We start from the raw sequence: 26,313 nt of genomic DNA on the forward strand, positions 1-26,313 counted from the left end.
ATCATGCGGTGTACCCGTCGGGTGCCCCCTGCGGCCGCGCTCAAACGTGACGGTCACCGCAGCCGGTGGGTGCCGTCGGCCAGGCGTTCGGTGCGGTGCCGCCGCGCCAGCAGTTCCAGCAGCGGGACGGCCACCCGGCGCGTGGTGCCCAACGTCTGCCGAGCCTGACTGAGCGTGAACGGCGAGGGCAGCTCCGCCAGCCGTGCCACGGCCTGCTCGACGGCGTCGGGGAGCAGGAAGACACCCTGATCGATCTTGCTCAGCTCGCCGGCGCGCACCGCCGCCGCGAGCTGCCGGGATCCCAGGCCGAGTTCGGTCAGCTCCGTGGCGGTGGGCGCTTGAAACGGTGCCGACTCCAGTCGGTCGCGGATCTCGGCGACCGCCTCGCGGACGGGTTCGGGCAGGCGGGGAGCTCCCAGTCGCAACCGGCCCTCGTGCACGGACACGTCCGCGGCATCGGGAGCCCGCAGCACGGCCGTCAGCAGCGCGGCATCGGGCAGCGACAGCGCTTGCCGCGCGGACTCGGTGGGCAGCCCGCCTTCCAGCGGATACCGCTCCTGGTAGTCGTTGAGCAGACCGAGCAGCTGCTTGGCCAACGCGTCGCGGTGCGCGGGATCCAGCAGCCAGGACCCGGCCCGCAGTGCCCCCGAGGGCTCGGTGGCTCCCATGGCGCGCAGCTCCTCGGAGCGGATCCAGCGGCGGCGCCGAAGTTCGGCGGCCCCGTCGGCATGGTCGTCGAACTCCTCCAGCTCCACCGCGCGTCGCCTCCCGGCGCCGCGTCGCGCCAGCGCCGGTGGCCGGACATCCAGCACGAGCGCCCCCGCGGGGACGCGGTGACTGCCGGGATCGCGCAGCAGGCACCGGTCACCGATGCGGAGCGGAAGCGGACCGTCCAGGGACAACCGCGCGGTGTCGGTACCGAGCGGACGCACGCGCGTCACCACGGCCGCCGAGCCCACGTGCATCGTCAACCGTGCGGACAGCTCTCGGGGGTCGCTGCCGCGCAACCGCACGTCGACGACATCGGTGCACAACCACTGCCGGGGCGGCACCAACGCATCTCCGCGGCGCACCTCGTCGAGATCCGTGCCGCGCAGGTTCACCGCCACTCGGGCGGGACCATCGACGTGAGGTGCCTCGGTGCCCAAGCACTGCAAACCGCGCACGGACACCTCTTGCCCACCGGGCAGCAACACCAGGTGCTGGTCGACGGCGAGACTGCCCGCGGGCAGCGTTCCGGTGACCACGGTTCCGGCACCGCGGATGGTGAACGCGCGATCCACCCACAGCCGGGGATCGGCGTCGTGGGGCGGGCGCGGCAGTCCGGAGACCAGTTCGTCGAGGGATCGGCGCAGGTCCGCGGCGCCCTCGCCGGTGGTGCCGCTGACGCACACCGTGGGCAGCCCTGCCAGCGATGTTTCCGCCAGCTGCTCGTGCGCCTGCCGGGCGGCCGGTTCCGGGTCGGCGAGGTCGCTGCGGGTGATGACGAGGACCCCGTGCCGCACGCCCAGCGCGTGCAGGGCCTCCAGGTGCTCGCCGGACTGGGGCATCCACCCCTCGTCGGCGGCGACGACGAACAGCACGGCCGGGACCGGCCCGACACCGGCGAGCATGTTGGCTACGAAGCGCTCGTGCCCGGGAACGTCGACGAAGGCCAGCTGCTGACCGTCGGAGACCGTGGTCCAGGCGAATCCGAGGTCGATCGTGAGCCCGCGCCGGTGCTCCTCCGTCCACCGGTCGGGTTCCATGCCGGTGAGCAGCCGGATCAGTGTGGACTTGCCGTGGTCGACGTGTCCGGCGGTGGCCACGACACGCATCAGCGCACCGCCGAGAGCACGGCTCGGACCAGGTCGGTGTCCTCCTCCGGGGGGAGGGCGTGCAGGTCGAGCAGGCACCGCCCCTGTTCCACCCGGGCCAGCACCGGTGGGTCCCCGGTACGGAGTTGTTTGGCGAGGTGCTCGGCCACCCCCACGGCCGCACTGGGCAACTCGACACCGGGAGCTCCACCACCGCCGACGGCGGCCGTGGTGGACACGGTCTCGGCGGCGACGCCGGCACCGGCGAGGATCTCGGCGATGCGCTCGGCTCGATGCCACAGCTGCCGTTCGTCCCGCTCCAGTGCCTGTCCGGTGGGGGTGGACGGTCCCCGCACCGTGACCTCCAGCGCGGCCAGCGTCAGCTTGTCCACCCGCAGCGCACGGGCGAGCGGATCGCGGCGCAGCCGTTCGACCAGCTCGGCGTCGCCGAGCAGCATCCCCGCCTGCGGACCACCGAGCAGCTTGTCGCCGCTGGCGGTGACCACATCGGCGCCCTCGGCCAGCGCGGTGGTGGCGTCGGGTTCGGCGGGCAGCCTCGGATGCGGGGACAGCAGACCCGAACCGATGTCGGCCACCACCGGCACGTCGAGTTCGCTCAGCGCCGCGACCGAGACGGCGGAGGTGAACCCGCTGATCACGAAGTTCGACGGATGCACCTTGAGGACGAAGCCGGTGTCCGGGCCGATGGCGTCGCGGTAGTCGCTGAGGTGGACGCGGTTGGTGGTGCCGACCTCCCGGAGGCGGGCACCGGTGGAGGCCAGCAGCTCGGGGATGCGGAACCCGTCGCCGATCTCCACCAGCTCGCCCCGCGCCACCACGATCTCGCGGTCCGCCGCCAGTGCCGTGGCCGCCAGCGCCAGCGCCGCCGCACCGTTGTTGACCACGTGAGCGGCTTGCGCCGTGGGCACGGCCTCCCGCAGCGCGGCGAGAGCTCCGGTGCCCCTGCGCCCGCGATGTCCCGTCTCCAGGTCGAGCTCGACGTCGGTCGTCCCCGCCGCGGTGGTCAGCGCCCGCACGGCGGCCCCCGACAACGGCGCACGCCCGAGATTGGTGTGCAGCAGCACGCCACTGGCGTTGAGCACCCGCCGGAGGGACAGGGTGGACTCCGGAAGCTCGGCCAGCACTCCTTCGACAACTTCCTGAACGGCGATCTCGCCGTCCCTGGCACGTTGTTGTGCCTCGTGCACGGCCTGCTTGACCCGCTCGCGGCCGAGCCGCTCGGCGGCCTCGGCGACGCGTGGCTCGTTGAGAATCCGGTCGGTGGCCGGGATGTGGCGGCGAGGATCACCCATGCCCGGCACTATAGGAGCTTTCACGGTGGGGAGTCCTGTTGATCGGAGCCGCGCTGCCCGTCCGGTTCCGTGTCCGTCTCCGTGGAGCCGGGAACGACTCCCGGTTCGGGAGTGGGTTCGCTCTCCGGGGTCTGGCGCGTGATGAGCACCTGACCGATGAACAGATCGTAGACGAGCACTCCGACCGCACCGCCGACGAGCGGGCCGACGATCGGTATCCACCAGTAGTGCGCGAAGTGGTCGTAGCTGCCGGGAAAGGCGAGTTCGCCCCATCCCGCCAGCCACGTGAGCAGGCGCGGCCCGAGGTCCCGGGCGGGGTTGATGGCGTAACCGGCATTGGAGCCGTAGGACAACCCGATCACCATCACGACCAGCCCGATCACGAAGGGGGCCACGTTGGCTCCCGGCGCCTGGTTGCGGTTGTCGATGAGTGCGGCGATCAACCCCACCAGAATGGCCGTCCCCACGACCTGGTCCAGCAACGGTCCCACCACGCCTCCGGCGAAGTACTCCGCCGGGTAGGTGGCGAAGATCGAGAAGGTGGACAGCGACTCCGGGCGGGCGGCGATGCCCTGCGCCTGGTCGTAGGCGACGATGGCCGGACGGTAGACGGCGAACACGAGGGCCGCCGCGGCGAAGGCCCCGAGTGTCTGGGCGAACCAGTAGGGCACGACCTTGGACCACGGGAAACGTCGCCGCAGCGCCCAGGCGAACGTCACCGCCGGATTGATGTGCGCACCACTGACCCCACCGGCGACGTAGACGCCGAAAGCCACCGCCAGTCCCCAGCCCCACGACACGATCAGCCAGTTGGCGGCGCCGAATGCGCCCTCCTGCCTGCCGGATCCGGGCAGCCCGGCCACGGCCACGGCCACGGAACCGCAGCCGAGCAGGATCAGCGTGAAGGTACCGAGGAACTCCGCCGAGAGCTCTCCGCCGGTGCCTCGGCGAATTCGCGTCCAGACACCCCTCGTTCCTCGCGTGGTCGCCACACGCATCGCCGGACCTCCTCGATTCCCCGTCACCGCGTTCGGGCCGGTTTCGTTCCGTCCCGTGAACGAGGGTGGCCCAACGGCGGCGTTCGCGCTCGGTCACTTCGGGGGACGCGTTGGCGACGTGTCGTCCCCGGACGGCGGAGACAACTGCGTGCTACGGCCTCTCGCCGTCCCCGAGCCGGGGACGCCGCTGCCAGTGCCGGGTGGCCTGTTCGAACGCGTAGCCGGCCCGCAGCACCGCCAGATCCGCCCGGTGCGGCCCCACGACCTGCACTCCCACCGGAAGGCCGCCGTCGGTGAACCCGGCCGGCACCGCCAGCGCCGGACAGCCGGTGGCCGAGACGAAGTACGCCGAGCGCATCCAGTCCAGGTAGGAGTCCATGGCCACGCCGTCCACCGAACCGGGGTACTCCAGTTCGACGGGGAACGGAGGTACTTGGCTCACGGGAAGCAGCAGCACGTCGTAGTCCAGGAAGAACCGCCGCATCCGGTGGAACAGCTCGGTGCGCCCCCGCGCGGCCCTGGCCAGATCGGCTCCGGTGAGGTCGCGACCGGCGTCGATGTTGTCGATCAGACTCGCCTTGAGCCGGTCACCGTGCTGGTCCCGGACCCGACCGAGGTCGAGGTCGAACTGCCACGCGCGAAGCGTGCGGAAGACGTCCTCGGCACCGGCGAAGTCGGGACAGGCCCGTTCCACGGTGCCGCCGAGGTCGGCGAAGACCTTCGCGGCCGACTCCAGGGCGGTGGTCACGGACGGGTCGACCGGGACGCTGCCACCGAGGTCCGGGGAGAAGGCCACCCGCATCCCGGCGAGGTCGCTTTCGAGGGGCTCGGCGAAGCACGAACCCGGTTCCGGCACCGAGACGGGGCTTCGTGCATCGGGCCCGGCCAGCACGGACAGCGCCAGCGCCGTGTCCGTGACGGTGCGCGCCATGGGGCCCTGCACCGCCATCGAGGTCCACGCCGCCTGTTCCGGCCAGCTCGGTACTCGTCCCGGGGAGGGACGCAGCCCCACGACGTTGCAGAAGGAGGCGGGATTGCGCAGCGACCCCCCCATGTCGCTGCCGTCGGCGAGGGGGTGCATCCCGCACGCGAGCGCGGCCGCGGCGCCTCCGCTGCTCCCTCCGGCGGACTTGGTCGTGTCGTAGGGGTTGGCGGTGGCTCCGAACAGCGGGTTGACGGTGTGGGACCCGGCGGCGAACTCGGGGACGTTGGTCTTGCCGATGGTGATGGCTCCCGCACCGCGGAGCCGTTCGACGACCAGCTCGTCGGTGTCGGGAAGGTTGTCGGCCAGCACGGGTGTGCCGTAGGTGGTGCGGATTCCGGCCGTGTCGTGCGTGTCCTTGTGCGCGACCGGAAGCCCGTGCAAGGGGCCGACCGGATGACCGGCCGCGAGGCGGTCGTCGGCGGCTCGCGCCTCGTCGAGAGCGCGCTCCGCGACGAGCGTGACGATGGCGTTCACGTGGGGATTGGTTCGCTCGATGCGCGCGAGATGCGCCTCGACGACCTCGCGGGCCGAGAGGTGGCGCTGCCGGATCAGCCGGGTGAGCTCGACGGCCGTGTACTCGGTGATGTCGGTGGTCACGGGAGAGTCCTTTCCGGAGGCTGCGGCGGTGTTCGGATCGCACGGGGACGGTCGGAACAGGACGATCATGCTCTTGCCCGGAGTGCCGGACAACCACGAGCGGGACCGGATGCTTCAGTGCAGCCGGTGTCCGCAGGCCCAGGTCCCGAGCACCTCGATCTCGGTGATGCGCGAGGGAACCACGGTGACGGGGTCCGCCGACAGCCACACGAGGTCCGCCGAGGCACCCACGGCCAGCCTGCCGCGGTGATGTTCGGCGAAAGCCTGCTCGGCGACACCGGTGGTGTAGGCGCGAAGCGCGGTCGTGACATCCAGGCACTGGTGACCGCTCCAGCCCTCGGGAGGCAGGCCGTCGAGTGTTCGTCGGGTCACGGCCACCTGAAGGCCGTCCAGCGGCCGGGGGGAACTGATCGGCCAGTCGCTGCCGAAGGCCAGCTTCACTCCCGACTCGTGTAACCGCGCGGCCGGGTACTGCCGTTCGGCGCGTTCCGTCCCGAGACGGGGAACGGTGAGTTCGGTCATGAGCGGGTCGAGCTGCATCCAGAACGGTTGCAGGTTGGCGATGACGCCGAGCGCGTCGAACCGCGCCAGGTCGGCCGCGTCGACGAGTTGCGCGTGAGCGATGACCGGACGGCGGTCGCGACTCGGATTCACTCGCTCGGTGACGGCGACGGCATCGAGGGCGACCCGCACCGCCGCGTCCCCGATCGCGTGGAAGTGCAGTTGAAAGCCGTCGGCGTCGAAGGCCGTGGCGGCGCGGGCGAGCTCGTCGGCCGACCACACCGGCTGGCCGTGGCCGCACGAGGTGTCGGCGTAGGGTTCCAGCAGCGCGGCGGTGCGGTTTTCCACGACACCGTCGACGAAGAACTTGACCGTGTTCGCGGTGAGCCATGCGTTGCCGCTGTGCTCGACGGCGCGGCGAAGCTCGGCGAATTCGGCACGTTGCTGCTGCCACCGCTCGGGAACCGCGCGCGGGGCCAGGTCGGTGCGCAGCTTCAACCGGTTCTCGCGTGCCGCCCGGAGGTACGCGGCGGCCTGTTCCGGATCCACCCAGGCGTCCTGGATCCAGGTCACTCCCGCGGCGGCATAGACCCGGGCCGCGTCGTCGAGCGCGGTCGCGAGACTGTCCGTGTCCGGTTCCCCGGCACGATCCAGCACGAGATCACAGGCGTGCCACTCGCGCAACGTGCCCGCGGGCGTGCCGTCGGGCCGACGAACGATGGAACCGATCGTCGGGTCGGGTGTGGACTCGGTGATGCCGGCCCGTCGCAGAGCTTCGCTGTTGCACCACACGGTGTGGTAGTCGAAGGCGCGCAGCACCACGGGCCTGTCGGGAACCGCGGCATCGAGCCAGCGCGCGTCGAACTCGCCCCGCGGGGCCAGCGTGGGGTCGTAACTTCCCGCGACGATCCACTCCCGCTCGGGATGCTCGCCGGCCCACCGGGCGACCTCCTCGACGACCGCCGCCACGCTCTCGAGCTCGCCGATGCGTGGCCCCTGGAATTCCAGCGCACCGAAGATCGGGTGGGCGTGGCCGTCGCCGAAGGACGGCATCACCACACCCCCTCGGAGGTCGACGACCTCGTCGGCCTGTTCCAGCAGGGACAGCGCCGGGTCACCGAGGGCCACGATCCGGCCCTCGCGGATCGCCAACGCGGATTCGGCCGCACCGCCGTCGAAGTCGGGCAACACCGGCCCGCCGGTGAAGACCGTCAGGTCGGGCACGCCTGGCCTTCCGGGTTCACCCACCGGAACAGCTCGGCCTTGGCGATCTTGCCGGTGGCCGTCGTCGGCAGCTCCTCGACCAGTCGGATCACCGGCACCTTGTACGGCGCCATGTTCTCGCGCGCCCAGGTCCTCAGCAGTTCGGCTTCCAGCGTGGCCTCCGGATCCGGCTGGACGAACGCGACCGGAACCTGTCCGGTGTTCGGGTCCTCGCGCGGGACGACGCCGACAGCGGCCACGCCCTCGGCTCGGCCCAGCAGCGTCTCCACCTCGGCCGGGAACACGCTCATCCCGTTGACCTTGATCATTTCCTTGTTTCGCCCGAGGTAGTGCAGACAGCCCTGCTCGTCGAACACCCCGACGTCGCCGGTGCGCAGCCAGCCGTTGTCCAGCGCCTCGGCGGTGGCGGCGGGGTCGGCCCAGTAGCGCCGCAGCAACGACGGGCTGCGCACGACGATCTCACCGTGCTCGCCGAGCGGCAGCGGCCGCGCGGTCTCGGGCGAGACCACCATGATGTCGGTACCGGGCACGGGCAGCCCGCAGAACACCGGTTCGGAGCGCAGGTCCCGGTCCTCGTCCTGGAAACCGCGCGGGCTCGTGTCGCCGGTGTGGGTCTCGGTCATGCCGTAGGCGGCTTCGCGCAGCACGCTGTGGTCACCGGCGACCTCCTGCCACCGCCGGCGCACTCCGGGAGTCAGCTTGCGCGCCACCGACATCGCCAGCGGAGCGTCCAGAGCGGACAGGTCGGTGGTGCCGATGTCGGGCTGGTCGAGCAGTTCGAGGTAGTCGTCGACGAGACCGAGCAGGGTGCCTACCCGGTAGTGCTCAAGGGCGGTGAGCACGGCGCGCGGATCCCACCGGTTGAGCAGCACGCAGGTGCCTCCGGTGACGATCGGTACGAGAACGCCGCCGTCCTCCCCGGCGATCCAGAAGATCGGAACGTAGGTCAGGCTCGTCGACGGGTGCTCGACGCCCTGGGCCGCGGCCATCGTGGCCGCCGTGTAGAGCATGCCGCGCTGGGTGTGCTCGCAGCCCTTGGGCATCCCGGTGGTGCCGCCGGTGTAGTTCAGCGCGGCCAGCGCGTCGAGCTCCGCGACCGGGTGTTGCCACCGGGGGCGGTCCAGCGCCTGCCACCAGCCGCTGCGCTGGAGTCGTCCGTCGGGCAGGGGCGGCAGCGGCAGTGTCGGCTCTCGCGGCAGCGCGTCCTCCAGCGAGGTGACCAGGACTTCGCGCAGGCAGGTGTCCGCGCGGACGGCTTCGACCACCGGGGTCAGCGAGTCGAGTGTGACCACGACCTCGACACCGGCGTCACGGAGTTCGTGGCGCAGCTCGTGCTCGCGGAAGAGCGGATTGATCGGCACGTGGACGGCTCCGAGCTTGAGGATGCCCATCATCGCGACGACGAACTGCGGACAGTTGGTCAGGTGCACGCCCACCCGGTCGCCCCGGTGCACGCCCACAGAGTCGAGCCAGTGCGCGAACCGGTCGGAGAGCTCGTCCAGCCGGGCGTAGCTGATCTCGTCGCCGTAGAACACGATGGCGGTGCGCTGCCCGGCGTGCCGCGCCCAGTGCCGCAGGTGCTCGGTGATCGCGATCTCGCCGAGCGGGTACTCCACCTCGGCGGCGACTCCGGGTGGTCGGGCGGAGTCCTGCCGCTCCCGCAGCTCGGTCAGGTGCCTGATCGTCTCGTCGCTGTCGGCCGTCATCGATCTGCCTCCCGGGTGTCGGTGTCGGGATCGTGCTCGATGCCCAGTAGTCGCAAGTACAGCACAACGAGATGCCCCACGATCCGCTCGCGACTGCCGGGATCGGCGACCACCATCGGTGCGAACCGGGTGATCATGCCGGACGCGGCCGTGGCGACGATGTCGGCCGGAGCGGACGGTCGTGCGAGGCCGTCCCGCACCAGCCGCTGGACGTAGCGGGTCGCGCGCTTGAGCAACCGCGTCCGGATATCCGACCACAACGTGCGGATGTGCTCGTCGGACAGCGCCTGGTGCTCCAGCACCGTGATGAAGGCCAGGTTGTCGGCGTAGACGGCCAGGAAGTCACCCGTGGTCGCCTCGGCCACCGCGACCGGGTCGGTGGGATCGACCCCGTGAGCTTCCTGGGCGTGCAGGAACGAGTCCCGCAGCCGTTCGGCCAGGACGCGGAACACCTCGGACTTGGAGGCGAAGTAGACGTAGAAGGTGGCTCGGGAGACCTCGGCGCACAGGGTGATGCCGGCGATCGTGGTGCGGGCGTAGCCCAGTTGCTCGAACGTGAGCTTCGCGGCGTCCAGCAGCGACGCGCGGGTGGCGCTGTCGAGACGATCCCGCTCGTTGCGGACGGCCCACTCCCGTGCGGTGTTCACCCGCACACGATGTGTTGACGTTGACGCTACTGTCAACAGCCGAGCTGAGCTGGAGGTGGGGCCGTGACCGTGTCCGCTGTTTTGGTCGCCAACCGGGGCGAGATCGCGATTCGTGTCCTGCGCGCCGCCGCCGACCTCGGGCTGCGTACGGTCGCGGTGTACTCCGAGGACGACGCCACCTCCTCCCACGTCGGTAAGGCCGACGAAGCCCACGCCCTGCGGGGAGGGGGGACGGCCGCCTACCTCGACGCCGACCAGCTGATCGCTCTCGCCCGGTCCACCGGTTGTTCGATGGTGCATCCCGGATACGGGTTCCTCAGCGAAAACGCCGAGTTCGCCGCCCGGTGCTCCCGGGAGGGGCTGCGCTTCGTCGGCCCCGATCCGGAGGTGCTGCACCGCTTCGGCGACAAGCTCCGAGCCCGCGAGCTGGCCACCGAGCTCGGCGTCCCGGTGCTGCCGGGGACCACCGAGACCACGGCGCGGGCCGCCGCGGAGTTCCTGGCGGGGCTGGGGGCCGGGGGCGCGGTCATGGTCAAGGCCCTCTCCGGCGGGGGCGGTCGAGGGATGCGCCCGGCCGGGAACGCCGCGGAACTGGAGAGCGCTTTCGAACGGGCCGGCTCGGAGGCGCGCGGTGCTTTCGGCGACGGTGCCGTCTACGTCGAGCAGTACCTGCCGCGTGCCCGGCACATCGAGGTGCAGATCCTCGGTGACGGGCGGAAGGTCACGCACCTGGGGGAGCGGGACTGCAGCATTCAGCGTCGCAGGCAGAAGCTGATCGAGGTGGCTCCGGCCCCCGCCGTGTCGGCGGCCCTGCGCCACCGCATCACCACGGCGGCGGTGCGCATGGCCGAGCGCGTGAACTACGACGGAGTGGGGACCTTCGAGTTCCTCGTGGACACCGACTCCGAGCGGGAGGAGTCCTTCTTCCTGGAAGCCAACCCGAGGTTGCAGGTCGAGCACACCGTGACCGAGGAGATCACCGGCGTCGACCTCGTCCAGGCCCAACTCCGCATCGCCGCCGGTGCGGGACTGGACGAACTCGGACTGCACCGCGTCGAGGACCGGGAGCCGAACGCCTTCGCCCTCCAGGCCCGGGTGAACCTGGAAACGACCGGCGCCGACGGCACCGTGTATCCCGCGACGGGTACGCTGACCGCGTTCGAACCGCCCTCCGGCCCCGGTGTGCGGGTGGACTCGCACGGCTACACCGGCTACCACGTGGGCGCACGGTTCGATTCGCTGCTGGCCAAGGTCGTCGTGCAGGCACCCGGTCCGGACTTCGCGGTGGTGGCGCGTCGCGCGCACCGAGCCCTGGGCGAGTTCGTGCTCGCCGGTCCCGAGGCGAACGTGCCCCTGCTGCGAGCCGTTCTCGCTCATCCCGAGTTCGTCTCCGGTGACTACGACACCGGTTTCCTCGAACGTCACCACGACGAGCTCCGCGCGGCGGAAAGGGCCGAGCGACCTCCCGAGCCCGCCGACGCCGTGGCGGTCGACGAGAGGTTCCCGGACGCGGTGGCGATGAAGGCTCCGACGGGAGCCGTGGTGCTCGACGTGCGGGTGGGGCCGGACGAGCCGGTGCGGCGCGGGCAGCCGCTGGTCGTGCTCGAAGCGATGAAGATGGAACACGTCGTCGCCGCCACCGGCGACGGCACCGTCCGCCACGTGGCCGTCCACAAGGGATACCAGGTCGACACCGGTACACCGATGGTGTTCCTGGCGGAGCGGGACGCGGAGTCGTCGCCGGAGGAGGCCACCGACGCTCCCGACGTGGACGAGATCCCCCCGAACCTGCACCAGGTTCGTCGACGCCACGCCGTCGGCCTCGACGAGGCCCGGGCGCAGGCGGTGGAACGCAGGCACGGAACGGGGCGGCGCACCGCGCGGGAGAATCTGCGCGACCTCTGCGACGAGGGGACCTTCGTCGAGTACGGAGCGCTGACCGTGGCCGCCCAGCGGCGGCGTCGGCCCGTGTCCGAGCTGATCGAACGGACCCCGGCCGACGGGCTCGTCGCCGGTGTCGGCCACGTCAACGGTGAGCGGTTCGGACCTGACCGCAGCCGCTGCGTCGTGATGTCCTACGACTACACGGTCCTGGCCGGGACCCAGGGACTGCTCAACCACCGCAAGACCGACCGGATGCTGGAGGTCGCCGAACGCAAGCGGTTGCCGGTGGTGCTGTTCGCCGAGGGTGGAGGTGGGCGTCCCGGAGACACCGACACCACCTCCGTGTCGGGACTGGACGTGTCCTCGTTCCAGACCTTCGGCCGCCTCAGCGGCCTGGTCCCGTTGGTCGGCATCGTCGCGGGTCGGTGCTTCGCGGGCAACGCGGCGCTGCTGGGCTGCTGCGACGTCGTCATCGCCACCCGGGACGCCACCATCGGCATGGGCGGTCCCGCCATGATCGAAGGTGGTGGGCTCGGGTCGTTCGCCCCCGAGGAGGTCGGGCCCAGCGACGTGCAGTCGGCCAACGGGGTGATCGACGTCCTCGTCGACGACGAGGCCGAGGCGGTCGCCGTCGCGAAGCGCTACCTGTCCTACTTCCAGGGCGACGTCGCCGAGACCGAGTGCGCCGACCAGCGGCTCCTGCGACACGTGGTTCCGGAGAACCGTCGCCGTGTCTACGACGTGCGCACCGCCGTCGACGGTCTCGCCGACACCGGATCGGTGCTGGAGCTGCGCCGCGCCTTCGCCCCCGGTGCCGTGACGGCCCTGGTTCGCGTCGAGGGCCGCCCCCTCGGACTCGTCGCCAACGATCCCGCCCACCTCGGTGGTGCCATCGACCGCGACGCCGCCGACAAGATGGCCCGGTTCCTGCGGCTGTGCGAGGCGTTCGGACTCCCGGTGATCTCGCTGTGCGACACGCCGGGGTTCATGGTCGGTCCCGAGTCCGAGAGGACGGCCACCGTGCGCCACTTCAGCCGGTTGTTCGTCACCGGTGCCAACCTGACCGTGCCGATGTGCACGATCGTGCTGCGCAAGGGCTACGGACTCGGTGCGCAGGCCATGGCGGGCGGAAGCTTCGCGGCGCCGACGGCGACCGTGTCCTGGCCCACCGGGGAGATCGGTGCGATGGGTCTGGAGGGATCGGTCCGGCTGGGGTACCGGCGCGAACTGGCCGACATCACCGACCCCGAGCAGCGACAACGGGAGTTCGACCGGCTGGTCGACGAGGCGTACGAGCAGGGCAAGGCCCTCAACGCCGCCTCGGTGTTCGAACTCGACGACGTCATCGATCCCGCCGACACCCGCACCTGGATCACCGAAACCCTCGCCGGAGGTAGCCGCGGGCGTCCCCACCCGGCCAAGCGCGTCCCCTACGTCGACACCTGGTGACGGGCACGTCGAGCCGGGGAGGCCTGGCGGGACCTCCCCGGCTCGTCACGGCGTTACCTGTCCGGTGCTGCCGAAGCTCGATTCGTCGCAGTAGTCGGTGATGCCGTCCCGGTACAGGCACACGATCACGCGAACGGACTGGTTTTCCGCGATGTCGCTGTTCTCGACGTAGTAGCAGCCGTCGCTGGATCTCGGATCCCGCATCCCGAGAAGATACCTCCCGCTGCGGTGCTGGAGGTAGGCGACCGCGCCGTACCCGTCCGCCTGAATGTCGCAGACGTAGAGCTCGTCGCCGTGGTCCTCGAAAAAAGCCCTACCGTCGGATTTCCGTCGTCGGTGTAGAGCCATCCGATGTTCGCCGGGCCGGCGACGGCGGTTCCGCCGCCGAGCGGCAGACCTGCGGTCATGGCTACCATCGCGGTCAGTGTCCTGATTCTCATTGTTCCTGCGTCGTTCGTTTTGCGGCGACGACTCGCGGAACACCCGCGACGCGGTGGGAATTGAGGGATCGCCCCGATTTGATCGACGCGGACGGGATTTCTGATCGCGCTATCTGAATTCTCGTTCCGCGCTCGACGTAATCTATAATTCCCGGTCTTCGGGAGAAGGGCAAAGCTTCCCACGTGTGGATCCCCGATCTCTTTCGGGAGCGCTGTCGTCACGTAGCGATGTCGCGGACGGGACGACGACCTCCGGCGAGGGAGGGAGGTGGCGGAGGCGGACGGGAATCGAACCCGCCTGACCGAGGTACTCGGCCACGTCGGTTTTGAAGACCGCGGGGGCCACCAGGCACCCTTACGCCTCCACGATCAAGTGTACGAGAGATGCCGATCAGGCGCGCGTGGCCTAGCGTCGGCCCATGACCGATCTCGATGCCCCGGCGATCCCCACCTACCGGCTGAGTCAGTACGCCCACGGCGGTGGCTGCGCCTGCAAGATCCCACCCGGTGAACTGGAGTCCGTGGTTGCCGGCCTCCGGCAGGATCAACCGGAACAACTGCTGGTCGGCCTCGACGACGGCGACGACGCGGCGGCCGTGCGCATCGAGGGCGGCACCGCCGTGCTGTCCACGGCCGACTTCTTCACCCCCGTCGTCGACGACCCCTACGACTGGGGGCGGATCGCGGCGGCCAACGCCCTGTCCGACGTCTACGCGATGGGTGGTCGTCCGGTGGTCGCGGTGAACCTGCTGTCGTGGCCCCGCGAGGTGCTGCCCTTCGAGCTGGCCCGGGAGGTGCTGCGGGGCGGCGCCGACGTCGGGAGGCAGGCGGGATGCCCGGTCGCGGGCGGGCACAGCGTCGACGATCCCGAACCGAAGTACGGCATGGCCGTGACCGGGGTCGGTGCCCCGGAGTCATTGCTGCGCAACGACTCCGGACGTGCCGGGCTGCCGTTGTCGTTGACCAAGCCCCTGGGCATCGGGGTGCTCAACAACCGGCACAAGGCCACCGGCGAGGTCTCGACCGCGGCGGTGGCGACGATGACCACGCTCAACGCCCGTGCCGCCGAGGACGCCGTCGCGGCGGGGCTGCGGTGCGCCACCGACGTGACGGGTTTCGGGCTGCTCGGACATCTGCACAAACTCGCCCGCGCCAGCGGTGTCTCCGCGGTCGTGGACTCCTCGGCCGTGCCCTATCTGGACGGTGCTCGACAGGCGCTCCGCGACGGGTACGTCAGCGGCGGTACCCGGCGCAACCTGGACTGGGTGCGTCCGCACGTCGATCTGTCGGCCATCACGGACGACGAAGCCCTGCTGCTGGCCGACGCCCAGACCTCGGGAGGGCTGCTGGTGGCGGGGGAGGTTCCGGGAGCACCTGTGATCGGTGAGCTCGTGGCGCGCGGCGAGCACTCGATCACTGTGCGGTGAACTCCTCGGTCGCCTCCGCGAGACCGCGCGAGGTGCCGTCGATCACCTCGGTCAGCAGGTCGCGCAGGGGAGCGCCGTCGGTGCGGACCAACCACGCGTGCATGGCCGAGCCGAAGCAACTCACCAGTGTCATCGACCACGCGCCGGGGCGCGGGTCGGTCGCTGCGTCGGTGCCCAGGTGCTCGGTGACCAGCTCCGTGACATCGCGCATCCAGCGTTGGCGCAGCAGGTGCAGCTCGTAGTCGCCGGTGTTCTCCAGTGACTGAAGCAGCTCGGCACGCAGCAGGTGTTGTTCGCGGTCGGCTTCCATGCGCTCGGCGGCGTCGAGCATCGCCGCCGTCAGCGAGCGCATCGGGTGCTCCTGCGTCGATCGCTTTCGCAACGTGAGGCGCATCTGCTCGAGTTCGCCGGTGAGATCGCCGAACAGGACCGCGTCCTTGCTCGGGAAGTACCGGAAGAACGTCCGCGGAGCGATGTCGGCCGCATCGGCGATCTGCTCCACCGTCGTGGCGTCGAAGCCCTGCTCGGTGAACAGCCGCAGCGCGGCCTCCTCGATCCCCGCCCGTGTGCGGGCGGCCTTGCGCTGGCGTCGTCCTCCGCACTCGGCGGTGTCGGTTTCCACCGGAACCGTTGTCATGACGACAGGTTGGTGCCGTACGCGCCCAGAAGTCAACTGTGCCTATCGTCACCAATGACAAATGGCAGTACTGACATATTATGGGTGCGTCGGAGGGAGCACGTGTGTCTGCAAGCAAGGCGGCCGAAGGTCCATCGGCGGGGTCGCCGACAACGGGGGAACGAGCGGCATTAGCCGAGGGCATCGACGCGATGGTTTACCGGCGGCGGTGGGCCACGCTGCTCGTGCTGTGCCTGGCGCTGTCGGCCACCATGCTCGCCAACACCTCGTTGAGCGTGGCCCTGCCCATGCTTTCCCGCGACCTGGGCTCTTCCACGGCCCAACAGCAGTGGTTCTCCAATGCCTACGCCCTGGTCTTCGCCGGGCTGCTGTTCACCACCTCGGCCATCGCCGACCGCTATGGCCGCAAGCGGATGTTGCAGCTCGGGCTCGTCCTGTTCGGCGCGGTCTCGCTCTACGTCTGGCTGTTCATCGACTCCAGCATCGAACTGATCGTCGCGCGCGGGTTGCTCGGGCTCGGCGGTGCGATGATCATGCCGGTGACGCTGTCGATCCTGACCAGCGTCTTTCCCAGCGGGGAACGCACCAAGGCAGTGGGGATCTGGGCGGCGGTCTCCGGTGCGGGCAGCGCGCTCGGCCCGGTGATCGCGGGCCTGCTCATCCAGTACTACTCCTGGGAGTCGGTCTTCGCGATCAACGTCCCCGTCGTGATCGTGGCCGTGCTGGCCGGGATCCGGTACATCCCCAGCCGCACCGGCCGCGAGGGCGGGCACGGCGGACTCGACCTGCTCGGTGCTCTGCTGTCCACGGCGGGCATCGCGCTGGTCGTCTACGCGCTCATCCGGGCTCAGGAAGTCGGGTGGACGTCCCCGCAGACACTGATCATGGTGGCGATCGGTCTCGTGTTCGTCGGCCTGTTCGTGGCCTGGGAACGGCACGTGTCCGATCCGATGCTCGACGTCCGGTTGTTCCGCAACAGCGGGTTCTCCGCCTCGGCGGTCGCGTTGACCCTGGTGTTCTTCGCGATGATCGGGGTGTTCTTCTCGCTGAGCCAGACCCTGCAGATCGTCTACGGGTACTCGCCGCTGAGCGCCTCGACGGCCATGCTGCCCATGTCGATCATGATGATGATCGTGGCGCCGCAGGTGGCTCGCATCGTCGGGCGCTTCGGACCCCGGGTGACCATTTCCGGGGGGCTGGTGGTGGCCGCGCTGGGCATGGCGGGACTGAGCACGATGACGGTCGATTCCGGGTACTGGCACCTGCTGATTCCGCTGGCGCTGACGGCCACCGGCATGTCGCTGGCCATGGCCCCGGCCACCGACCAGCTCATGGCCAACGTGCCCAGGGAGCGCGCCGGCATGGGATCGGCCACCAACGACGTCACCCGCGAGGTCGGAGCGTCGCTGGGTGTGGCCGTGCTGGGCAGTGTGCTCGGCGGCAGCTACGCGGCGAGCCTGAGCGACTCCGTGGCCGGTCTGCCGGCCCAGGCCCAGGAGATGGCGACGTCGTCGCTGCCGGGCGGCATGATGGTGGCCAACTCGCTGGGCGAGCGCGGTCAGGCGCTGGCCCAGGACGTCATGACCTCGTGGATGAGCGCCTCCCAGCTGGCCTACCTGGCCGGGGCCGGGCTGATCCTGGTCGCCGCGATCGTGGCCTGGTTCTTCCTGCCCCGCACCACCGGGGGCACGGAGACCGAGACATCCTCGCACCCCGAGTCCGAGTCCGAGTCCGAGTCCGAGTCCGAGTCCGTGGATGGGGACGTCTCGGCGCGCTGATCATCGACAGCGCTCGTGGCGGACGCGTTCGCCGAGTCCGTAGAATGGAGTTCTCAACTACTGTGTCCGGTCCCGTGACGGGGCCGGGCACGCTCCTCCGAGAGGTGCAACATGATCGGATTCATCGTCGCCGGAGTGGTCATCGGTGCCCTGGCGCGTCTGATCAAGCCCGGTAAGCAGAACCTCGGCATCCTGGCAACCCTGCTGTTGGGGCTCGTCGGCTCCGTTGTCGGAGGTGTGGTGGCGAACCTGCTGGGGACGGGAGGCGTTTTCGAGCTCAACGTGCTCGGTTTCGTCGTCGCCGTCGTCGTCTCGGTCGCCCTGATAGGCAGTGCGGAGAGCATCGCCGGGTCACGCCGCAAACGCGAGGTCCACTGAGTTCCGGTTTCGCGCGAAACCGGGTAACCACTGAACATTAGTCGAGGCTTACCTCGTGTGATGGCCGGTGCGGAGGCTGGTCAGGAATTCGTTCCATCGGGTGGGGGTGAACACCGGCGCGCCGCCGGCGGGATCCTTTCGAGTCCCGCGTCACCACGGCCCGGTCACCGAGGGCGACCTCCACGCAGTTGGTTTGTGTGCTGCTGCTCTTGCGCCAGCTCGCTCGGGTTCAGCCCGCCGAGATGGCGCTCGGAGGGTCTTGGATTCGCTGCTTCGCGTGCGGCCGGTTTCCGGGGAGAGACCAGCCGCACACGGGGTTCGCGGGACTTGGTGGAGAACCCGCGCTCAGAGGACGACGGGAGTTCGCAGAGTCCGCGGTTGCGGAACGAGGGGCGTCGACGGAGGTCGTTCGCGGGCACGTCCAGCGTGAGGTCGGGGAAACGACGCAACAGGGTTTCGATCCCGGTTTCCGCTTCCATCCGTGCCAATCCGACACCGAGGCAGAAAAGCGGGCCGTGACCGAATCCGAGGTGCGGATTGGGATCGCGGGTGAGGTCGAGCGCGTCGGGATCGGTGAAGCGGTCGGGATCGCGGTGGGCCGAGGCCAGTGACAGCATCACCGTGTCTCCGGCAGGAACGGTGGTCCCACCGATGTCGACGTCGGCCACGGCGAAGCGCCGGATCGCCAGCTGCGGCGGTGGGTCGAAGCGCAGCAACTCCTCCGCGGCGGTGGGCATCAATCGGGGGGTCGGACCGCAGCGCGGCCAGCTGTTCGGGATGGGTCAGCAGGGCGGCCATCCGGTTGCCCAGCGAGTTGACCGCGTTCTCGTAACCGGCGAACAGCACCACGAACGCCATCGAGGTCAGTTCGTCCCCGGTGAGCCGGTCCTGTTCGTCGCGGGCGGTGATCAGCGCGCTGAGCAGGTCCTCACCCGGTTCGGTCCGCTTGGCGCCCACGAGCTCGACGAGGAAGCGGTGCAGGGAGCCGAGGGCATCGCGGGCGCGGCTCGGGACGGTCGGGATCGGGAGCCAGCAGCTCGTCGGTCCAGGCCCGGAAGTTCGGCCGGCCCCGGTCGGGCACGCCGAGCAGTTTGCGGATGACGGTGATCGGCAGCGGCCCCGCCAGGTGCTCCATCAGGTCGACCCGCTCGTACGAGTCCATGGCCCCGACCAGGTCGTCGGCGATGCTCTGCACGCGGTCCCGCAGGTGCTCGACGCGGCGGGAGGTGAAGGCCTTCGACACCATGCTCCGCAACCTCGTGTGCTCCGGCGGGTCCGTGTTGAGCAGGTTGGTGTCCAGTGCGGGTGGTAGGGAGAAACCGCGATAGCCGTTGTAGGAATTCTCCTTGCTTACCGACAGCCGGGAGTCGGCCAGCGCGGTCCGCACGTCGTCCTAGCGGATGACCAGCCACACGGGTGCCCCGTCCGGAGTCCGGGCACGGTGCACCGGCCCCCGCTCGCGCAGGCGGGCGTAGGCCGAGTGCGGATCCGCCAGGAACTCCTCGTCGAACAGGACCGGGTCGTCGGCGGGATGTGGCACAGCGTTGCGACCTCCCGGGAAGACGGTACGAGGCACCCGCCGAATTCCTACAGTCCCATGGCGGTGGTGAGGTAGGCGGGAACCCGCGGGGCGATGGTGATCAGCAGTAGCCACGCGGCCAGCGGTGTGAACACGACCGTGGTCAGTCCCTTCTCCACGGAGCCGCCGGCGCGGAACCGCAGGAACGCGGGGAGTCGGATCTCGTACCAGGTCTCCCCGGCGATCGGCAGCGGGAACAGGAACGGGCATCCGGCCTTGGTGATCGCGTCTCCCAGGCAGTGCACGAAGCACCCGAGACCGATGAGTATCCCGATCGGTCCGGCCAGGTCGTTCATCGCGGCCACGGGACCGGCATCGCTGAGCGCCATCGGCACGGCCGCCGCGACGACGGGCGCGGCGACCCAGTGGCCGAACTGGGCCTGGGCCAGCAGCAGGCAGAACAGCACCGGCAGGAGCACGGCCGCGAACCCGGCGGTCGGATGCCAGGACGCCGCCAGCTGCGAGCCGAACCCGACCAGCGCGCCGAGCAGCGCGGCGAAGAGCAGCGAATGGGTCATGTGCCGGTGGGTGCCGTCGCAGTTCTCGTCGCGAGGACCCTTGGTCGCCTCGTACAGCCGGGCCGAGCAGGCCCGCAGCCCCTTCGACAGGCCGCGGGTCATCCAGCCGAGTCGTCGGGTCGCGGTCGCTCCCGGGTGATCCAGGTCCGGCAACAGCGCGGCGCCGGACGCCACGGTCCCCCCGAGGATCACGCCCGTCGGGTTGGTCACTCCCACCGCGGGCGCGGCGGCCAGTCCGGCGCACAAGCCGGTGATCGCGTGTCCTGCGCGCATCATGCGGCATCACCGGCACCACGACCGGCCTCGCGGACAACGGTTCTGTCACGACGGCGCACGTCGCCTCCTTCGAACGGTGAACAGTACTGATCATCTTCCTGCATACGGTCACGTCGCTGTGGACCGGTGCCACCCGTACGGGTGAACTCCCGGGGCACGGCGCCACGGACGGAACCGAATTGCACGTGGTTTCCGTGGGACGCAGGGTGGGTACCTGCCGGAAGGTGGTGATGTTGCGTGCGTGAGTGGTTGCGCTGGCCAGTACTGCGTCAGCTGTCGGGTTCGGACTTTCTCGGGCGCGGCCGTGCCGCGCGTTCACCCAGTGCCGACGAACCCGCCCGCATCGAGAACGCCGACTCGGTCGTCCGGTCGGTCTGTCCGTACTGCGCGGTGGGCTGCGGGCAACGGGTCTTCGTGCGGGACGGCGAGGTCACCCAGATCGAGGGTGACCCGGACTCGCCGGTCAGCCGGGGGCGACTGTGTCCGAAGGGCTCGGCCAGCAGACAGCTGGTGACCTCACCGAGCCGGCAGACCAAGGTGCGCTACCGGCGCCCGCACGGCACCGAGTGGGAGGACCTCGACCTCGACACGGCCGTGGACATGATCGCCGACCGGGTGCTGGCCACCCGGGACGAGACCTGGGAGCAGACCGACGAGCAGGGCAGCCTGCTGCGTCGCGCGATGGGCATCGCGAGCCTCGGAGGAGCGACCCTCGACAACGAGGAGAACTACCTCATGAAGAAGCTCTACACCGCCCTCGGCGCGATCCAGGTCGAGAACCAGGCCCGCATTTGACACTCCTCCACGGTTCCCGGTCTGGGAACCTCGTTCGGGCGCGGAGGGGCCACGACCTTCCAGCAGGACCTGCAGAACTCCGACTGCATCGTGATCCAGGGTTCCAACATGGCCGAGGCGCACCCGGTCGGGTTCCAGTGGGTGATGGAGGCCAAGCGGCGCGGGGCCAAGGTCTTCCACGTCGACCCGCGGTTCACCCGGACCTCGGCGATGGCCGACCAGCACCTCGCGTTGCGCGTCGGCACCGACATCGCCTTCCTCGGCGGACTGGTCCACTACGTGCTGGAGCGGGACCGGTACTTCCACGACTACGTCGTCAACTACACCAACGCCCCGTTCATCGTCGGTGAGCAGTTCCGGGACACCGAGGACCTGGAGGGACTGTTCTCCGGGTTCGACGCGTCGGCGGGCGGTTACAAGACCGAGAGCTGGCAGTACGAGGGCACCGAAGCGTCCCCGTCGGCGGGGCGGCGCGACCAGTGGCAGAAGTCGGGTCAGCCGCAGGAGGGCGAGACCAGCTCGCACGGCCGCGAACGCGCCTCCAGCGGACCCGAGCGGGCGGGTTCGGGCGGACCCGTCTACCCCGGTTCACCCGAGAGCGACCCGACGCTGACCCATCCGCGGTGCGTGTTCCAGGTCCTCAAGCGGCACTTCGCCCGGTACACCCCCGAGATGGTCGCCCAGGTGTGCGGGATCTCGGAGGAAGCTTTCACCGAAGTGGCCGAGGCACTGGTGACGAACTCGGGGCCGGAGCGCACGAGCGCGTTCGCCTACTCCGTGGGCTGGACACAGCACACCGTGGGCGTGCAGTACATCCGCACGGCCTCGATCCTGCAGCTGCTGCTGGGCAACATCGGGCGACCGGGTGGCGGGATCCTGGCGCTGCGCGGGCACGCCAGCATCCAGGGCTCGACCGACATCCCCACCCTGTTCAACCTGCTGCCCGGCTACATCCCGATGCCGCAGGCCCACACCAACGAGGACCTCCAGTCCTTCGCCGAGGCCGACGGAGCCACCAAGGGGTACTGGGGCAACATGCGCAGCTACCTGGTCAGCCTGCTCAAGGCCTGGTGGGGCGACAACGCCACGGCCGACAACGACTACTGCTTCGACTACCTGCCCCGCCTCACCGGTGACCACGGCACCTACCAGACCGTGGTGGACCAGATCGAGGGGCTGGTCAAGGGGTACTTCGTGATCGGCCAGAACCCCGCCGTGGGCAGCTCCAACGCGCGGCAGCAGCGCCTGGGACTGGCCAACCTGGAGTGGCTGGTCGTGCGGGACTTCAACATGATCGAAACGGCCACGTTCTGGAAGGACGGCCCCGAGATCGAGAGCGGTGAGCTGGCGACCGAGGACATCGGCACCGAGGTGTTCTTCCTGCCCGCGGCCGCTCACACCGAGAAGGAGGGCACCTTCACCAACACCCAGCGGATGCTGCAGTGGCACCGCAAGGCGGTGGAGCCTCAGGGCGACCAGCGCAGTGATCTGTGGTTCTACTACCACCTCGGTCGGCGCATCCGCGAAAAGCTCACCGGGCGCCGGCCCGAGCGCACCGCCGAACAGCGGGAGCGTGACCGGTCGGTCCTGGAGCTGACCTGGGACTACCCGACCGAGGGGCCGATGGCCGAACCGAGTCCCGACGCGGTCCTGCGGGAGATCAACGGCACCGGACCCGATGGTGAATCGCTGTCGGGCTACACCCAGCTCGCCGACGACGGTTCGACCCGTTGCGGCTGCTGGATCTACTGCGGCGTCTACGCCGACGGCGTCAACCAGGCCGACCGCCGCAAACCGGGCAACGAGCAGTCCTGGGTCGCGCCGGAGTGGGGCTGGGCCTGGCCGATGAACCGGCGCATCCTGTACAACCGCGCTTCGGCCGACCCCGACGGTCGCCCGTGGAGCGAGCGCAAGGCCTACGTCTGGTGGGACACCGAGCAGGAGCAGTGGACCGGCCACGACGTTCCCGACTTCGACAAGAAGAAGGCCCCCGACTACGAGCCCGATCCCGCCGCCACCGGCCCCGAAGCCATCAAGGGCGCGGAGCCGTTCATCATGCAAAGCGACGGTCGGGGATGGCTCTACGTGCCGGCGGGGCTGGTGGACGGCCCCCTGCCCGCGCACTACGAACCGCAAGAGTCGCCGGTGTCCAACCCGGTCTACCCCAACCAGCAGCGCAACCCGGCCCGGCAGATCTTCGCCCGCCCGGAGAACCGGTACCAGCCCAGCGGTGCGGAGCGGGGAAGCGAGGTCTTCCCCTACCTGTTCACCACGTTCCGGCTGACCGAGCACCACACGGCCGGAGGCATGAGCCGGTGGTTGTCGCACCTGTCCGAGCTCGCTCCCGCGATGTTCGTGGAGGTGTCGCCGGAACTGGCGGCCGAGCGCGGGCTGCGGCACCTCGACTGGGCCACGCTGGTCACCGCGCGCACCGCCATCGAGGCACGTGTGCTGGTGACCGAACGAATGCAGCCACTGCGTCTCGACGGGCGGACGCTGCACCAGATCGGTATCCCCTGGCACTGGGGCCCGAACGGTATGACCACCGGTGACGCCGCCAACGAACTGCTCGGCGTCGCACTGGACCCCAACGTGCACATCATGGAGACCAAGGCGAGTACCTGCGACATCCGGCCGGGACGCCGGCCCCGTGGTGTCGAACTGGCCCCCTTCGTCGCCGAGTACCGCCGACGAGCCGGCATCACCGAACTCACCGGAACCGAGCACGCCGACGATCCGAGCCTGACCGGCCGGGATGAACGTGAGAGGGGAAACGAGAATGAGCGCTGACGGGGACAACCGGCTCAGCGGACCGCTGGCCGATCCGGCCGTCGAGGCCGGTTATCCCCCCGAGCACCCCGAGCGCGTCGGGTTCTTCACCGACACGAGCGTGTGCATCGGCTGCAAGGCCTGCGAGGTCGCGTGCAAGGAGTGGAACCTGCTGCCGGAGGACGGCCTGGAGCTCTCGGGCATGTCCTACGACAACACGCAGGATCTCGGGGCCACCACCTGGAGGCACGTCGCCTTCGTCGAACAGCGCATCGACACCACCACGAGGGAAACCGTCGACATCGGGATGCCTGATATGACGCGGCCCGGTGATTCCTCCACGGCAGCGGTGGATCCGACGGAGGACGCGGCGACCCAGATCCGCTGGCTGATGTCCTCGGACGTGTGCAAGCACTGCACCCACGCGGCCTGCCTGGACGTCTGCCCGACGGGGGCGCTGATCCGGACCGAGTACGGGACCGTCATGGTCCAGGACGACGTCTGCAACGGATGCGGCTACTGCGTCCCGGCGTGCCCGTACGGTGTGATCGACACTCGGCCGGACACCGGCGGGGCCTCCAAGTGCACGATGTGCCAGGACCGGTTGGGGGCGGGGGAGACACCCGCGTGCGCGGCCGCCTGCCCGACCGAGTCCATCCAGTACGGACCGCTGGACGAGCTTCGCGACCGCGCCGCTCAGCGCGTCGACGAGCTGCACGAGCAGGGGGTGACCGAGGCCCGCCTGTACGGTCACGAACCGACCGACGGCGTGGGCGGCGACGGTGCCTTCTTCCTGCTGCTCGACGAGCCCGAGGTGTACGGACTGCCTCCGGACCCGGTCGTGACGACACGGGACCTGCCGTCGATGTGGAAGCACGCCGCCGGCGCGGCGCTGACCGCCGCTGTCACCATCGCCGCCTGCTTCGTCGGAGGCAAGCGATGAGCCGACCGGACGACAGTGCTGAGCGTTCCGCCGAAGCCGGGAACGACTTCCGCTCCTACTACGGTCAGCCGATCATCAAAGAACCGACGTGGAAGGTGCCCGACGTCCCGGCCTACCTCTACCTCGGCGGACTGGCCGGGGCTTCGTCGTCCATGGCGGTACTGGCCGAGCTGACCGGCCGAACGCACCTGAACCGGACCGGGCGCGTCGCGGCCGCGGTCGGCTCGACCGCCAGTGTCGTCGCCCTGATCCACGACCTGGGTCGCCCCGCCCGGTTCCTGAACATGCTGCGCGTGTTCAAGCCGACCTCACCGCTGAGCGTCGGCTCGTGGATCATCGCGCCGTTCTCCTCGCTGACGGCTGCTGCCGCGGCCAGTGAGATCACCGGTCGGCTGCCCCTGATCGGCAGGCTCACGTCGATCTCGGCGAGTGTGCTGGCGCCCGCGATGACCACCTACACCGCCGTCCTGCTCTCGGACACCGCGGTGCCGGGGTGGCACGAGGTTTACCGCGAGCTTCCGTTCGTGTTCGCGGGGAGTGCGGTCTCGAGCGCGGGCGCGGTGGGGATGCTGGCCACGCCCAGGGGCGAAGCCGCTCCCGCTCGTCGGATGGCACTGGCGGGGTCGGCACTGGAACTCGCCGCCAGTCACCGCATGGAACAGCGGGCGGGCGTGATCGGTGAGGTTTATCGCGAGGGCAGGTCCGGCAAGGTCGTGCGCGCGGCGAAGGTGCTGACGTGCGTGGGTGCGGGTGCCGCACTGCTGGCCCGGCGCAGCCGGGTCGCGGCGATCGGGGCCGGACTGTGCCTGACAGCGGCCAGCGCCGCCACCCGCTACGGCATCTTCGAAGCCGGACGGGTCTCGGCTCGCGATCCCAAGTACACCGTCGTTCCCCAACGCGAGCGCCTGGCGAACGAGGGAGCCGCGAGCGGCTGACCGGCCGGGAGGATCAGGACTCGTCGGCCAGGGTGAGCAGTCGGGTGACGGTGTTCCAGTTGCGGCCCGTGGCGGTGACGTCGAAGTGCTTTTCGAGGAAGGCGTTGGTGAGCCGGGTTCGGCGTAGTCCGTCCGGGCACCACAGGTAGAACTCGCGGCCGACGATCCGGAACCGATCGGGGGCGAACTCGGCCGGGTTCAGCTCGTCGATCCGGTGCGGTGCGGGAGCTTCGCCGAGGAATGTCACGAGATGCCGCGCCGGATCGTCGACCACCTCCCGCAGCGGATCACGCGCGACGATCTCGGCGAGTTCGTCGCGCGTGCGTACCAGTACCGGAACGCGCACCCCGAGCTCTCCGGCCAAGTGCTCCGCGACGTCGCGTTCCGCCCGGTCCGGTGTGGTTCCGGCCGTGAACACGACGTTGCCGCTTTGCAGGTGCGTCCTGATCGCCTCGTACCCGAGCTGCCCGAGGGACTCCCGCAGTTGAGCCATGCTCATCCTGTTGCGGTTGCCGAGGTTGATCCCGCGAAGCAGCGCGATCTGTCGCGTCATGCACGTGTCCTCCTTGCGGCGCTTGCACGTCGGTCGGGGCGGGTGGTTCACGCCGGTCGGTGCACCCCCGGGGTCGCACCCGCTCCGGACCTCGGGTGGACGCGACAGGTCCGCTTCGGCGGCGCCGTTGTGGTTGACGACGTTTCCCGAGCGCGGAAAGGCCGCCGATCGTGAACGCACCACAG

At 70.0% G+C, this 26,313-nt stretch carries 22 protein-coding genes and 1 tRNA gene; 7 read left to right on the forward strand and 16 right to left on the reverse strand.

The features are described 5' to 3' along the window. Nucleotides 1-53: 53 nt before the first annotated feature. The 7 genes from selB to FHX42_RS09360 all read right to left on the reverse strand — a co-directional run bounded on the left by selB (nucleotide 54) and on the right by FHX42_RS09360 (nucleotide 9,767). Nucleotides 54-1,817 carry a selenocysteine-specific translation elongation factor gene (gene selB / locus FHX42_RS09330; RefSeq protein ID WP_182543840.1) on the reverse strand — a complete coding sequence of 588 codons (1,764 nt, stop codon included), beginning with the start codon at nucleotides 1,815-1,817 and terminating at the stop codon, nucleotides 54-56. Further along, on the reverse strand, nucleotides 1,817-3,109 hold the full coding sequence (gene selA, locus FHX42_RS09335) for an L-seryl-tRNA(Sec) selenium transferase (protein ID WP_182543841.1): 1,293 nt from the start codon (nucleotides 3,107-3,109) through the stop codon (nucleotides 1,817-1,819). Before selA ends, selB begins: the two co-directional genes overlap by 1 nt. 20 nt (nucleotides 3,110-3,129) lie before the next feature. Then, nucleotides 3,130-4,107, reverse strand: coding sequence for an MIP/aquaporin family protein (locus FHX42_RS09340; protein ID WP_182543842.1), 978 nt, complete (start codon nucleotides 4,105-4,107; stop codon nucleotides 3,130-3,132). A 151-nt stretch (nucleotides 4,108-4,258) separates the two neighbouring features. Further along, complete coding sequence (locus FHX42_RS09345) at nucleotides 4,259-5,689, reverse strand: amidase (protein ID WP_328796009.1); 1,431 nt, start codon at nucleotides 5,687-5,689, stop codon at nucleotides 4,259-4,261. 114 nt (nucleotides 5,690-5,803) lie between these two features. Continuing rightward, nucleotides 5,804-7,414 carry an amidohydrolase gene (locus tag FHX42_RS09350; RefSeq protein ID WP_220480091.1) on the reverse strand — a complete coding sequence of 537 codons (1,611 nt, stop codon included), beginning with the start codon at nucleotides 7,412-7,414 and terminating at the stop codon, nucleotides 5,804-5,806. Further along, complete coding sequence (locus tag FHX42_RS09355; RefSeq protein WP_182543843.1) at nucleotides 7,402-9,120, reverse strand: AMP-binding protein; 1,719 nt, start codon at nucleotides 9,118-9,120, stop codon at nucleotides 7,402-7,404. The genes FHX42_RS09350 and FHX42_RS09355 overlap by 13 nt, the downstream gene beginning before the upstream one ends. Further along, complete coding sequence (locus FHX42_RS09360) at nucleotides 9,117-9,767, reverse strand: TetR/AcrR family transcriptional regulator (protein WP_220480092.1); 651 nt, start codon at nucleotides 9,765-9,767, stop codon at nucleotides 9,117-9,119. The genes FHX42_RS09355 and FHX42_RS09360 overlap by 4 nt, the downstream gene beginning before the upstream one ends. Before the next feature lie 69 nt (nucleotides 9,768-9,836). Here FHX42_RS09360 and FHX42_RS09365 point away from each other — a divergent pair, with 69 nt between their 5' ends. After that, nucleotides 9,837-13,100, forward strand: a complete 3,264-nt coding sequence (locus tag FHX42_RS09365; RefSeq protein ID WP_328796010.1) for a carboxyl transferase domain-containing protein — start codon at nucleotides 9,837-9,839, stop codon at nucleotides 13,098-13,100. A 45-nt stretch (nucleotides 13,101-13,145) separates the two neighbouring features. On the opposite strand, the gene FHX42_RS09370 is transcribed toward FHX42_RS09365, so the two are convergent. Both FHX42_RS09370 and FHX42_RS09375 read right to left on the reverse strand, forming a co-directional pair. Next, complete coding sequence (locus tag FHX42_RS09370) at nucleotides 13,146-13,448, reverse strand: hypothetical protein (protein ID WP_182543846.1); 303 nt, start codon at nucleotides 13,446-13,448, stop codon at nucleotides 13,146-13,148. Between the two features lie 361 nt (nucleotides 13,449-13,809). Beyond that, a tRNA-Sec gene (locus FHX42_RS09375) sits at nucleotides 13,810-13,905 on the reverse strand. A gap of 54 nt (nucleotides 13,906-13,959) precedes the next feature. On the opposite strand from FHX42_RS09375, the gene selD reads away from it, so the two are divergent. Beyond that, nucleotides 13,960-14,967 (forward strand): selenide, water dikinase SelD, encoded by a 1,008-nt coding sequence (selD, locus tag FHX42_RS09380; protein WP_182543847.1) that lies wholly within the window; start codon nucleotides 13,960-13,962, stop codon nucleotides 14,965-14,967. Here the strand turns inward: selD and FHX42_RS09385 are convergent. After that, nucleotides 14,954-15,604 carry a TetR family transcriptional regulator gene (locus tag FHX42_RS09385; protein WP_182543848.1) on the reverse strand — a complete coding sequence of 217 codons (651 nt, stop codon included), beginning with the start codon at nucleotides 15,602-15,604 and terminating at the stop codon, nucleotides 14,954-14,956. The two genes, selD and FHX42_RS09385, sit on opposite strands and share 14 nt — an antisense overlap. Before the next feature lie 104 nt (nucleotides 15,605-15,708). Here FHX42_RS09385 and FHX42_RS09390 point away from each other — a divergent pair, with 104 nt between their 5' ends. Next, a complete protein-coding gene (locus tag FHX42_RS09390) occupies nucleotides 15,709-17,382 on the forward strand; it encodes an MFS transporter (RefSeq protein WP_328796011.1) in 1,674 nt (557 codons plus the stop codon). Nucleotides 17,383-17,493: 111 nt separating this feature from the next. After that, nucleotides 17,494-17,760, forward strand: a complete 267-nt coding sequence (locus FHX42_RS09395; protein WP_182543850.1) for a hypothetical protein — start codon at nucleotides 17,494-17,496, stop codon at nucleotides 17,758-17,760. Between the two features lie 37 nt (nucleotides 17,761-17,797). Here FHX42_RS09395 and FHX42_RS27735 read toward each other — a convergent pair whose 3' ends face one another. From FHX42_RS27735 to FHX42_RS09410, 5 genes are all read right to left on the reverse strand, one after another. Further along, complete coding sequence (locus FHX42_RS27735) at nucleotides 17,798-17,944, reverse strand: hypothetical protein (RefSeq protein ID WP_407926212.1); 147 nt, start codon at nucleotides 17,942-17,944, stop codon at nucleotides 17,798-17,800. Then, nucleotides 17,925-18,497: a cytochrome P450 gene (locus tag FHX42_RS26545; RefSeq protein ID WP_235987152.1), complete on the reverse strand. Its 573-nt coding sequence runs from the start codon at nucleotides 18,495-18,497 to the stop codon at nucleotides 17,925-17,927. Before FHX42_RS26545 ends, FHX42_RS27735 begins: the two co-directional genes overlap by 20 nt. 191 nt (nucleotides 18,498-18,688) lie before the next feature. Next, on the reverse strand, nucleotides 18,689-19,147 hold the full coding sequence (locus FHX42_RS26550; protein ID WP_235987153.1) for a cytochrome P450: 459 nt from the start codon (nucleotides 19,145-19,147) through the stop codon (nucleotides 18,689-18,691). 6 nt (nucleotides 19,148-19,153) lie between these two features. Then, nucleotides 19,154-19,300: a cytochrome P450 gene (locus tag FHX42_RS26555; protein ID WP_235987154.1), complete on the reverse strand. Its 147-nt coding sequence runs from the start codon at nucleotides 19,298-19,300 to the stop codon at nucleotides 19,154-19,156. Between the two features lie 47 nt (nucleotides 19,301-19,347). Then, nucleotides 19,348-20,133: a metal-dependent hydrolase gene (locus tag FHX42_RS09410; RefSeq protein ID WP_182543851.1), complete on the reverse strand. Its 786-nt coding sequence runs from the start codon at nucleotides 20,131-20,133 to the stop codon at nucleotides 19,348-19,350. A 237-nt stretch (nucleotides 20,134-20,370) separates the two neighbouring features. Here FHX42_RS09410 and fdh point away from each other — a divergent pair, with 237 nt between their 5' ends. Genes fdh through nrfD form a run of 3 tightly spaced genes read left to right on the forward strand, consistent with a single transcriptional unit; the run spans nucleotide 20,371 to nucleotide 25,575 of the window. Then, nucleotides 20,371-23,718 carry a formate dehydrogenase gene (gene fdh, locus FHX42_RS09420; RefSeq protein ID WP_328796012.1) on the forward strand — a complete coding sequence of 1,116 codons (3,348 nt, stop codon included), beginning with the start codon at nucleotides 20,371-20,373 and terminating at the stop codon, nucleotides 23,716-23,718. Continuing rightward, entirely contained in the window at nucleotides 23,708-24,640 is a 933-nt protein-coding gene (locus FHX42_RS09425) for a 4Fe-4S dicluster domain-containing protein (protein ID WP_182543853.1), read from the forward strand. Before fdh ends, FHX42_RS09425 begins: the two co-directional genes overlap by 11 nt. Further along, entirely contained in the window at nucleotides 24,637-25,575 is a 939-nt protein-coding gene (gene nrfD / locus FHX42_RS09430) for an NrfD/PsrC family molybdoenzyme membrane anchor subunit (protein ID WP_182543854.1), read from the forward strand. Before FHX42_RS09425 ends, nrfD begins: the two co-directional genes overlap by 4 nt. A gap of 13 nt (nucleotides 25,576-25,588) precedes the next feature. On the opposite strand, the gene FHX42_RS09435 is transcribed toward nrfD, so the two are convergent. Further along, entirely contained in the window at nucleotides 25,589-26,128 is a 540-nt protein-coding gene (locus FHX42_RS09435; RefSeq protein ID WP_182543855.1) for a DUF1697 domain-containing protein, read from the reverse strand. Nucleotides 26,129-26,313: the final 185 nt, after the last annotated feature.

It is taken from the genome of Halosaccharopolyspora lacisalsi (genome assembly GCF_014137975.1).
GTDB classification, from domain to species: domain Bacteria; phylum Actinomycetota; class Actinomycetes; order Mycobacteriales; family Pseudonocardiaceae; genus Halosaccharopolyspora; species Halosaccharopolyspora lacisalsi.